This is a genomic window from Burkholderia sp. ABCPW 14 (assembly GCF_001523835.1).
GTDB classification, from domain to species: Bacteria; Pseudomonadota; Gammaproteobacteria; order Burkholderiales; family Burkholderiaceae; genus Burkholderia; species Burkholderia mayonis.
The window spans coordinates 1-10,823 of the sequence record NZ_LOVS01000030.1 but is presented as its reverse complement, the minus strand read 5'-3'; the positions used below and the strand labels follow the sequence as shown (position 1 = coordinate 10,823).

Annotated in this window: 7 protein-coding genes and 2 pseudogenes; 1 reads left to right on the top strand and 8 read right to left on the bottom strand. The window is 61.3% G+C overall.

Translation table 11 applies throughout. From position 1 onward, the window contains the following. The 7 genes and pseudogenes from bpaC to WS62_RS04510 all read right to left on the bottom strand — a co-directional run. A pseudogene (bpaC, locus tag WS62_RS04540) lies at positions 1 to 1,837 on the bottom strand (trimeric autotransporter adhesin BpaC); the annotation flags it as partial. An 889-nt stretch (positions 1,838 to 2,726) separates the two neighbouring features. After that, a complete protein-coding gene (locus WS62_RS04535; protein ID WP_066568300.1) occupies positions 2,727 to 3,416 on the bottom strand; it encodes an OmpA family protein in 690 nt (229 codons plus the stop codon). Positions 3,417 to 3,465: 49 nt separating this feature from the next. Then, the gene (locus WS62_RS04530; RefSeq protein WP_066492849.1) at positions 3,466 to 3,729 is read right to left on the bottom strand and encodes a hypothetical protein; all 264 of its coding nucleotides are present in this window, start codon (positions 3,727 to 3,729) and stop codon (positions 3,466 to 3,468) included. A gap of 291 nt (positions 3,730 to 4,020) precedes the next feature. Then, complete coding sequence (locus WS62_RS35920; RefSeq protein WP_066568298.1) at positions 4,021 to 5,001, bottom strand: fimbrial protein; 981 nt, start codon at positions 4,999 to 5,001, stop codon at positions 4,021 to 4,023. Continuing rightward, positions 4,992 to 7,493 (bottom strand): fimbria/pilus outer membrane usher protein, encoded by a 2,502-nt coding sequence (locus WS62_RS04520; protein WP_066568295.1) that lies wholly within the window; start codon positions 7,491 to 7,493, stop codon positions 4,992 to 4,994. Before WS62_RS04520 ends, WS62_RS35920 begins: the two co-directional genes overlap by 10 nt. Positions 7,494 to 7,550: 57 nt before the next feature. Next, a complete protein-coding gene (locus tag WS62_RS04515) occupies positions 7,551 to 8,321 on the bottom strand; it encodes a fimbrial biogenesis chaperone (protein WP_066568293.1) in 771 nt (256 codons plus the stop codon). 99 nt (positions 8,322 to 8,420) lie between these two features. Continuing rightward, positions 8,421 to 8,951: a fimbrial protein gene (locus WS62_RS04510; RefSeq protein WP_066568301.1), complete on the bottom strand. Its 531-nt coding sequence runs from the start codon at positions 8,949 to 8,951 to the stop codon at positions 8,421 to 8,423. Positions 8,952 to 9,612: 661 nt separating this feature from the next. Between WS62_RS04510 and WS62_RS04505 the strand changes: the two genes are divergently transcribed. Then, positions 9,613 to 10,716 carry a putative Ig domain-containing protein gene (locus tag WS62_RS04505; protein WP_156440863.1) on the top strand — a complete coding sequence of 368 codons (1,104 nt, stop codon included), beginning with the start codon at positions 9,613 to 9,615 and terminating at the stop codon, positions 10,714 to 10,716. Here the strand turns inward: WS62_RS04505 and WS62_RS35910 are convergent. Beyond that, positions 10,713 to 10,823 (bottom strand): annotated as a pseudogene (locus WS62_RS35910) (IS5/IS1182 family transposase); the annotation flags it as partial. The gene WS62_RS04505 and the pseudogene WS62_RS35910 sit on opposite strands and share 4 nt — an antisense overlap.

The following is a 10,823-nucleotide window of genomic DNA, read 5'->3' as shown; positions in this document are numbered from 1 at the left end:
TACCGGTCGCGGTGCTGTTCTCACCAGTCGCCGTCGAGTTCGTGCCGCTTGCCGTGCTGTTGTCACCCGACGCGGTCGAGTTCGCACCGTTGGCCGTGCTGTTGTTGCCCGACGCTGCGGAGTCCGTACCGGTCGCCGTGCTGTTCTCACCGGTCGCCGTCGAGTTCGTGCCGCTTGCCGTGCTGTTGTCACCCGACGCGGTCGAGTTCGCACCGTTGGCCGTGCTGTTGTTGCCCGACGCTGCGGAGTCCGTACCGGTCGCCGTGCTGTTCTCACCGGTCGCCGTCGAGTTCGTGCCGCTTGCCGTGCTGTTGTCACCCGACGCGGTCGAGTTCGCACCGTTGGCCGTGCTGTTGTTGCCCGACGCTGCGGAGTCCGTGCCGGTCGCGGTGCTGTTCTCACCAGTCGCCGTCGAGTTCGTGCCACTTGCCGTGCTGTTGTCGCCCGACGCGGTCGAGTTCGCACCATTGGCCGTGCTGTTGTTGCCCGTCGCCGACGAGTTGTCGCCAGTGGCCGTGCTGTTTGTACCCGACGCAGTCGCGTTGTTTCCGCTTGCGGTGCTATTGTCGCCCGATGCAGTTCCCGCGCTTGCCGCGACACTGCCTTGCAGATCCGACACCGACGTGCTGAGCAACGAGACTTGCGACGTCAGCAGATCATACTGTTGCGCGAAATCCTGCTGAAGCGTGTAGAGCTGCGAGCCATTCACCGCATCCGTGCTGGTTGCGGAAATCGTACCGGCTGCCACGTTCGTCAGGAGGACAGGTGTCGTGGCGCCCACGCCGCCGAGGGTGATCGTCGACTTCGACGAATCGTCGTAGGACACGACGTTCCCCATCGACGTCTGCAGGCTGTCCAGATTCGCATTGACGGTGCTGAGGCTCGTCGACAACGACGTGACGTCGTCCGCCGTGCCGAGCAGCGATGTCGACAACGACGCGATACCGCTATCGGCGGTGGAAAGCCCAGTCGACGTGGCCGTCGACAGCGACGTCAGGTCACTCGCCGTGCTGACCAGTGATGTCGACAACGACGCGATGCCGCTAGTAGCGGTGGAAAGGCCCGTCGACGACGTCGTCGACAGCGACGTCAGCTGACTGACGTTAACCGCGTCCGTATCGTTGACGCCAGCGGCAACGCCCGTCAGCGTGCGCGCACCCTGGCCACCTGCGAAATTCACCGTCAGGCCCGGCGAATTGGCGCCGACGTCGATCTCCCCGGTAGCTGAATCTTGTGTCACGACGCCCACGCCAACCGAAAGAAGACTCGTCGAAATCGAAGCGATGCTGGTTGCCGTCGAAGTCGACAACGAGGTCAACTGGGACATGTTGACTGCATCGGTCGAATTGACACCGGCAGCGAGGCCACTGAGCAATACGCCGCCGGTCGCATTCGACATCGTCAACACGTTGCCGTTCACGCCGCCCGTCCGGAAATAAATGTTGCCCGCACTGCCGTCGAGAACAATCTGCGTGTCGTCCGCGGTCAGGCCGACCCAATTCGTCTTGCTGCCCGTAACCATGCCCTGCACCCAACCGGCCGAATTACAGCCATTAGCGAACCAGCCGCCAGTACCCGACGTATTGTTGCTACTGCCGTTGTACGTAAGACAGACACCCGCGTTTGAGGCAGCCATTGCCTCGCCGGCAAACGGCCCGGCAACGCCCATCGCAACCAGCGATGCCGCGCCCAGAAGCGACAGCTTAAGCACCTTTTTCAGTCCGACAGCGGACTCCACGACACTCGAAGTTCCGCCCTTCCGCCCCACTGCATGCTCCGACGCCGCAACCCACGTACGCGCCTTTTCGCACCAGACTGTTTTGAAAATCTTGTTCACGATTCATTCCTCGCTATATTAGTTTCGTACTGCTACACGAATAAAAAGATCAGAATACGCATACCCGGATCTGAGACGTCCCGCTGGAAGACACGACGGATATGAAGTCAATCGACGATGCAGAATGGATTTTTGACGTTCGCCCGAGGCCGATTGCGTCCGTTCCAAACGACCGATTCAGATCATCAAAGATACAGAGACGCGTCTTCCGGATACATCTCAATAGTTCGAAATAACCGTCGCGTGCGGGAAGCGTGTCGATATACAACGAGCATCGGCCTTCATGTGCGGCATGTCGCCACACCGGATCTCCATTCGTATAACGAAATGTCGCATCGGCATACGACCCTCAAAGAGAATGGATCATCCTTTTGGCGTTTTTCGAAATATCAAAAAACGCGTATCACCAATCGGTCGTTCGCTCTCGCGTCGCTCTTCACACGGAGAACCACGCCGCATGGTTTTTCACGCTCCGTCAAGCAACGCGCGACCGCGCATGCGGCACTGGTCCATTTGCAGGAATGTCCGCATTGGCGAGATAAAGGACCGTGTCGGATTTCGCGATCAACGCTTAATCTCGACGCCCACGTGCGCATCCGTCGAGGTGCGCCGCATTCCGATTGGAATCGGAACGGTCCGTCGGTTTTCCAGGACCCCGGATAGTTGTCTTGCGTTTACCGGAAGTGAAAACTCGGATCGAAGCGCGCGCCCTCGGCTGCGTTACGTCGCGCGCTCGATTCTGCAAGCGACGACCGGCACATCAACGCAATCTAGAACACGCCGCATTCCGTCGAATGCTGTACGAACGCCTGACGCACGACATCGTTCGGCAGAATCCCGTTCGCAAGGAAGCCGAGGCGCAAGCCACCGGTGGCTTCGACACTCGCCGTCATTTCTGTTCCAGAACGATTTCGACGCGCCGGTTTTGAGCCCGTCCTTCGTCGGTCGCATTTGACGCAACCGGATTCGATTTTCCGAATCCGCTCACGACGAAGCGATCCACCTGCAATCCCCGTTCGCGCAGATAGTTCGCCACGGTACGCGCGCGACGAGCGGAAAGCGCGTTGTTGTAGGAGTCCGAGCCAATGGCATCGGTGTAGCCGGACACTTGCACGACACGGAAGCGCTTGCCCTCCGCCTGTCTTACGACATCGTCCAAATCGCGCTTCCCGGACAGCTTGAGGTCGGAGCGATCGAAATCGAAAAGCGCGTCGCCACGGAGCAGGACGTTCGCCGCCGGCCGGCTGGGCGCGGGCGCGGGCGCGGGCGACACGATTTGAGCCGGCGCTTGAAGCTTGACCGGCGCATCGCAACGGAACACCAGGCGATCCGGCGTGCGGCCGTTCGGCCCGCTCGTCTCGAGAACGTGCACGGACGGCGATCCGGGCTGGATCGCGCAAAGTTCCTGAGCTTTCTTCAGACACGATCCGGTCTCGATGAACAGGCCGGTACACTCGACTTCAAACATCTTCGCCGCAGTGTTGCCGCTGTTGATCGGACGCGCATTCACCGTCGGACCGGAATGGACGGTACATCCCGCGAACGCGAATAGCACGGAAGTAATGATGAGATTTTTCATGTTTAACTAAGTTATTTCTTTGATCGATCCGGCGGCTTCACGCCGCGCGTCAACGCGCCGCCGCTTGAGGCGCTTCGCACATAAAGGTAATGGCGCTCGGCTCCTGTTGGCCGACCACCTTGACGCGCGACTTTTCGCAAATCTCCGCCGCGCTTCGCTTGCAGACTTCCGTTCCGCCGAGCAGCCCGGAACACGTCACCCGATATCGTTGAACGCCGTCTTCCGCCCTGATCGAGTAAATATTGGTCAGAGGCGTGGAGTAAGACGAGCAACCGGCAAGGGCTGCGACGAGCAACAGCGCGATATATTTCATGATGAATCAGTGTTTTGATGGACGAGCGATCGGCCAAGGCGGAGGAGGCGCGCGGCCCGCGTGCATTGACCGGCTGGAGACAGATGCGCGCCGAAGTGAGGTGAGGGCCACGGACCGGCGCGGCCATGTTTCGCCCGCAAGATTAGCAATGGATACCCTGTCCGGATATCGAAGTTCTACGAATGTGGACGCAGAGTGCCAACGCCGTTTCGGCGGCTTACGTCGTGCGGGTGGAAGAGAAATCGAACAGATGCAGGCGCGTGAGCCGACTGACCGTCGCCGCGGCGTGCGTCACTTGTAGCTGATGGTGAACGTCGCAATCCCGTTCGCCGCGCCCGGCGTCACCACGCTGCCGGTCTGGTAATAGCGCGCCGTCATCGGAATCGTCAGCGTCGTGCCCGCGGTCGCGCTGCCGGCATCGAGGGCCGTACCGAACGTCACCGGTGAACCACCCATCAGCAGCTGGATGCCAACCCCGGACGCCGCATCCGAACGCTGCGTGAGCGCCAGTACGCCCGACGCACCGGTACTGTCGGCCGTTGCGGAAAACGTGAGTGCGACGTTGTACGTTCCGGCCGGCTGCGTGCAGGTCAAACCGATGTTGAAATTCTGATCCCCGTACGTGGAGCCGATCCCGGAAAAGCGGTCGACGCGCACGTCGCCGAGCGGCACATTCATGCTGCGCGAGCCCGTATCGATGTCGCAGGTATAGGAAACGAACGAAATGTTGGTCAGCCCGCGGATGTAATGCGAGCCTTTCCTGTTGTTAGTATTGCTATCGAGATAGAACGCGGGAATGTCCGCCGCGCTGACGGCGCCTTGCGCCGGCGTGACACCGGTCTTCCTCAATTCCAGGTCGACGGCTCCGCTCGCATAGCCGTTCTTGCCGCCGAGGTCGACGACCATCGGACTCTTGATTTGCTGCGCGGTGTTGCCGCCCTGCCCTTCGTAGGTCAGCCAGAAGGTCAGCCCGTATTGCTGAAGCGTCGAGCTCAAGTCGGCGCGCCAAACATAAATGTTGCTGGTGTCAAGCCAGCCCACCGTGCAATAGGTGCTGAAGGCGATTCCTTTCTGACTCCACAACACCGACCCCACCGGAGCATCGGAGGCCACCGCGATGGCCGGAAGCGTGGCGAGCATCTTGTCGCCTTCGCAAGTCGCCGCATGCGCGCCGATCGGCAGCGCGGCAACGGCGATCCACAGGCAGCGCGCCGCCGCACGCGCGCCAGTCGAATCACGGAATCGCGCGCGCCATACTCGTTTCAATTGCATGTCGCCTCCATGGCCGGATACGCGCCGACCGCTCCTTTCCCGGGCAGCGTGTAATTCACCCGGCATCGGTTCTGCCGCTCCGTGCCCCAGCGAACGATGAAATGCCCTTCGAGGTCCGGCAATCCGGCCACGAACGCCTCGCCGTCCATCCCGACGACACCGAGCGCCTGTCCTTCGTCGTTTTCGGCGGTCGCGCCTTGCGGCGGAGACGAGCCGTCGGGGCGCGTCAACGCGAACATGGCCCGGAGGCCGACGACGGAATCGAAGCGGGTCTGAACGACCGCCGCGCGAGTCGGCACGACTTCGCTCACCGGGTTCCGGATCTCCACGTCCTGCGGCATCCGGCGCTGATCGACGACGATGCGGTTGACGCGATATGGATTCAGACGCGGAATCACCGCTTCGCCGGCCCGATTCGTGCTCACGCCAGGATGCATTTCGAAGTGAACGCCCTTCACGTTCGGCACGTCCACGACCGCCACGGTATCGCCAAGCGGTTGCGTGAACAACAGCGCCGTCTCGTGCCATAGCAGTCCACCCGCCGCCGTGAACACGGCCTGTGAATATCCGCGGCCGCTGCCGATCGACGCGTCGTAGCGGCCGAACGGCGCGAGGTAACTCGTCGATGCCGTCCCGCTAACGTCCGACTGGCTGGAATGCGCAACACCCACGCTGTAATTCAACCGTTGATCGCTGCTGCTGCCGCCGACCATCATCTGCTGATTGACGTGGTTCTCGTTGTTTCGGCTAACGAAATACGTGACGTTCGAGCTGCCGCCGCCTGCCGCACGCGTTCGCGCACCACCCAAAAGCACTTCCAGCGGCATCGACAGCGACAACGACACATTCCAGTTGGACGGCACGCCGTTTCCCTTGCTATAGCCCGCATAAAGTCCATAGCTGGCGCGTCCCCAGTTTCCGCTATGTCCGAGCTGATACACGGTGCTGCGCGCCGCGCTGCCCCAGTACGTCTGCACGGCCACGGTCGCGTACATCGAGCCGAACCGGCCGAGGCTCTGGTTCACCGTGCCTTCCAGGCGCTGGCGTTTCGCGCCCAGCGCGGCCGGCTCGCTGCCGTCGCGCAGTTGCACCGCATCGGCGAAGCTTCGATAGCCTGCGGTGGAGTACCGGTACGCGAGCAGTCGGAAGTCCGTGCCCCAACCGCCCACGGCCTTCGCGTAAAGCACGCGAAACGCATGCCCCGACACGGTGCTGCTGTCGGCCAGATCAACCGCGCTGCGCGCATGCGTCACGTCGAACGACACCGCTCCGACGGTGCCGAGATTCTTGCCGACTCCGACCAGCACCGATTGATACATCCCGGCCCCGATGAACCCGCCGTACAGCGAGAATTCGCCCGGCAAGCCGCGTGCGACTGTGGCCATCGCAAAATTCGGATGCGAGCCCGAAATGCCGTCACGGTATTGACCGGCCGTGACGTTGTAGCGCCACGAGCCGTCGCGCAGCAGCATCGGCACGGCGGAATACGGTTGCGTAAACGTCGTGGTGTGCCCGTCGGCCTCGGTGATCGTCACTTCCAGATTGCCCGACGACGACGTCGGATAGAGATCGTCGATCGTGAACGGCCCGGGAGGCACGTAGGTGCTGTAGATGACAAAACCGTTCTGCTTGATCGTCACCTGCGCATTGGTCTGTGCGATGCCGTGCACGGTGGGCGCGTAGCCCTGCAGGCTGTCGGGCAGCATGGTTTCGTCGGTATTGATCTGTACGCCTTGAAACTGGAAGCCGTCGAAGATGTTGGCGGGCGTGGTGCCTTCACCGGCCATCAGCCGGCTGTTCCAAGCGGTGATGTCGCGCTGCACGAACGTGTTGATGATCTGGAATCGGCTCTTACCGTCGAGCCCGCGCAGGAACGACGACGTGTGCGACAACCGCCACGCGCCCAGATTGATGCCGCCGCGCAGGCCGGCATACAGCGTCGTGCGCGAGTTGACGGACGCGTAGTTGCTGCCCGCGTATTGCGCGGCGCTGAGCTGGTAGTCGAGCAGTGCCGCGTTCACGCCCTGGTCCCAGCGCGCCGGGTCCACCGAGCCGCGCGCGCGGCGCTTTAACGCGGCCTGAGGCACCGTCACGTTCAACCGCAGTTGATGGCTGTCGAAGTCGACGCGGGCGTCGGGAACGCTGTCGGCGATGTCGACGCATGCGTCCCCGCCGGCCTGCGCCAGCCGGGGAAACGTGGCGACGTTGACACCCCACTCGTCGAACATCCGGGCGGTCAGACAGGGAGCTGCATCCTCCCCACCCCCATGCGCGCCGTCGAACATGAACGCGATGTCACGCCGATCGATCGCCTCTCCGTTGACAAAGACCGACACGAGATAGACGCCCGGCAGCACACGATTCGACGTCGCATACACGGAAAGATCCGCCCCGCCCCGGCCGCCGCCCAGTTCGAGAAAGGCCGGATCGAACTCGAACGCTTGCTCGCCATGAGCGGCTGACGAGAGCACCGTCAGCGCGGCGGCCAGCATGGTGACTCGAATGCGCGAAGGGCCGACATCGGCAACACGATGCCGAATCATCGCATCCTACTGTGGCGAAGCCTCGGGCGATCCGGCAGGTTGCGCGGTCACTTCCGTTGCCTGCGTGACGGCGCCGTAATCGTTGATGGTGGTATAGCTGAATTTGACCGGGCCGACCTGTGAGATCGTCCTGGACGGAATCGGGATGATCAAATCGCTTTTGGGATTCACCATGTCCGCGTTGACGCTCGCGTTCTGCGCGGCCTGAACCTCGATGGTCGAGAAGGTCACGTGATACGGCGTCGGGTTGCTGACCTTCAACGCCGCGCCCTGCCCGATCGGGCTCGGCACGACCGACCATTTGAGTTGCGACGGCGCGTCGGCCGCGCTGCCGACCAGACCCGTCGGCCGGTAAAAGAGCTTGATGCGCGTAAGCACGGCGATCTTGAGCGTGTTGACGTCCACGTTGCGCTTCCCGGTGGGCGGGATTTCCTTCACGTTGATCCAATAGACGGATTCGACATCCTGCGGCAATCCCGCGCCCCGCTTCACGTGGCGCACGCTGACGAGCTGCTCCTTGCCGCCGTCCAGACGAAAGAGCGGCGGCGTGACCGTAAACGGCATGCGGCGGGTGTTGCCGCTTCCGTCGTCGACGAAAATCTGAATCACGTACGGCGTCTCGCCCTTGTTGCGTACGGCGACCGACGTATCGCGCGCGTCAACTTTTGCATCGAAAACCACCCGAGTGCCGCCAACCTGGATGCCGGCATAAGCGCCGACGCAGTTCAGCGTGAGGACGGTGGCAACGGCAGCACGACAAACGATAGGCAAGCGCATGTTTTGTCTCTCTCTGGAAAATCACGGCCAGGGCGCCGCGTCGGTGGAACGGTCTTGCATGCTCGATCGGCACACATGCGCCGGATGGTTCGGAGTCCGTTACTTATACGTCAGCGCGAAGACCGCCGTGGCATTGGCCGCGCCGCCCGTCACGGTTGCCGAGGTCGCGATATAGCGCGCCTCGAAGTTGAACGTATTGTCGCCCTCGGCAATCGTGTATTCCTTGCTGCTCGAACCGATGCTGATCGGGGTTCCGGTATCGTCGACGAGTTGCAGCGCGACCCCGCCCGCTCCGCCAACCGTCGTTTGCAGCGCCGTCGAATTCGTGCTGTCCGTCGTGCCCGTGAACAGCACTGTCGCGCCCGTCGTCGACGCACCGCAATTCTTGAGGACAATCTTGAACGCGGTGGTGCCGGTAGTCGATCCCGCTCCGCTGAAGTCGTTCGCAAAGACCTTCGCCATGGTCACGGTGCTGCTGGTGGCGGCCGTATCGATTTCGCACGGGACGTCGGTGATGCTGCCGGTGAAATTGATGGTGCCGGTCGTGGCGGTCTGCGAATGAGCCGCACCGACGAAAATCATCGGCAGCAGAACGGTCGCCAAACCGTATTGCATTCGTTTTGCTTTCATCTCGACTCCCATCACCATGACAAGTAAAACTAGTTTAAGGGATGAAATTCTCCGCGTCACTATTTATAGCGAACAATCACTTCAACACGACTCGCCTTAACTCACACAGCCTCATACCATTTCCGATCACATTGAATTAATATCCCAATATATGGGCAATCAGTTCCATCGACATTACTTATTTCTTACGAAATAAATTTGCCATGCACTGACATCACGCATGCGCCGATCTACGCGGCGAAATCGCAACCCATCGAGCTTGGCATTGCTCTCGAATAGGCGCGTCAATGTGTCGCCGACTTCGGAACAAATAGGTGAGAAATCTTGCTACGCACGGGCGGCACATCACCCGCCCGAAACAAGAATCCTGCCGATCGACACTGGCGCGAAGGCCTCATTCCGACCGCGAGGACCCGCTGGATCGGGCTCGCCGCCTGCCATTCGATTGTTAGGATGATTGACTGAACGTTCCGGTCCAAAGTGCGGAACGATAGACGCAACGACGAGGAATAGCCGAGCGTATTTCTGGCAATGACGATCGCCTTCATGAAAACAATTCTTGTGCCACGTCAATTGTTCATACCACGCAAATCAAACAATAACATTGACGTTCGCTATTATTGTTAATAGTCTTTCATGAGGTGTCGAGGAATCCGAATCAGTGACCGATTCTATTGAGCGCGAGGCAATCATGACTCGTGGAAATCCCCTTCTTGTACTGATTCTGCTGCTTGTGGCGTTCCTTGCTGCGTGTGGCGGCAGCGATCTCCATCCAACGGTTTCTCCACCTGCCGGCCTGAATTACAGCGATCCGGCGGTGGTCTACGACAAAGGGGCGCCGATCATTCCCAATCTGCCGCACAGTAGCGGCGGCTCCATCACGAAGTACAGCGTGTCGCCCGCACTGCCCAGCGGACTTGTCCTCGATCCCGTCACCGGCGTGATCTCGGGCACGCCGTCCGCCGCCACGCCCGTCACGGTTTACGTTGTCACTGGCAGCAACGGCGCCGGCAGTGTCACGGCTCGCGTGCAGATCGAAGTGGAGGATGGCGTCGCTGTGCCGGATGGCCTTAGCTATCAAGATAATCCCGTCGTCTATGCGGCAGGCGCACAGATCAGCCCGAATATGCCGACGACTTCTGGCGGAGAGATCACGCAGTACGCTGTCGAGCCTGCGCTGCCGGCGGGGCTCGCCCTGGATCCGCAGACTGGCATTATCAGCGGCACGCCAACCACCGTGACGGCGCCGGCGAACTACACCGTCACCGGCAGCAATAGCGCGGGCAGCGCGCAGACGCAGGTCAGCATCGAAGTACGGGCACAGGCCATCCCGCCGACGAGTTTGGCGTATTCGGACCCGGTGCCGGTCTACGTGGTCGGGCAGGCAATCACGCAGGACATCCCGCAGGCCGGCGGCGGCGCCGTTGCTGAGTACGCCGTATCGCCGACGCTGCCGGCCGGTTTGAGTATCGATGCGCAAACCGGGGTGATCAGCGGCACGCCCCAAAACGCGCAGACCCAAACGATCTATACCGTCACCGCCGGCAACAGCGCGCGCAATGTGACAGCGCAGGTTGCGATCACCGTGACCGCGACCGCGCAGTGGTTGTCCGTCGACGATCTGGCCCAAGCGCGCCACGCCCACACCGCGACGCTGCTGCTCAATGGCAAGGTGCTGGTTGCCGGCGGTGCCAATAGCGTCGGCGGCTCCTTGGCTTCCGCTGAGTTATACGACCCGGCGACTAAGAAGCTGTTGCGAAATTAGTTAAACAGAGACTTTAGACGCGTCCAGCAAATCAAAGCGCAAGCCAGAGACATGAAGGCCTCGTGAACATGAGCATAGCGTTCGTAACGAATCTTGAGCCGTCGAAA

Bases quoted from the DNA above. Each gene is read 5' to 3' on its own strand.
- WS62_RS04520 (WP_066568295.1), bottom strand. From the start codon at position 7,493: ATGCTGGCCGCCGCGCTGACGGTGCTCTCGTCAGCCGCTCATGGCGAG.
- WS62_RS35920 (WP_066568298.1), bottom strand. From the start codon at position 5,001: ATGCAATTGAAACGAGTATGGCGCGCGCGATTCCGTGATTCGACTGGC.
- WS62_RS04515 (WP_066568293.1), bottom strand. From the start codon at position 8,321: ATGCGCTTGCCTATCGTTTGTCGTGCTGCCGTTGCCACCGTCCTCACG.
- WS62_RS04530 (WP_066492849.1), bottom strand. From the start codon at position 3,729: ATGAAATATATCGCGCTGTTGCTCGTCGCAGCCCTTGCCGGTTGCTCG.
- WS62_RS04535 (WP_066568300.1), bottom strand. From the start codon at position 3,416: ATGAAAAATCTCATCATTACTTCCGTGCTATTCGCGTTCGCGGGATGT.
- WS62_RS04510 (WP_066568301.1), bottom strand. From the start codon at position 8,951: ATGAAAGCAAAACGAATGCAATACGGTTTGGCGACCGTTCTGCTGCCG.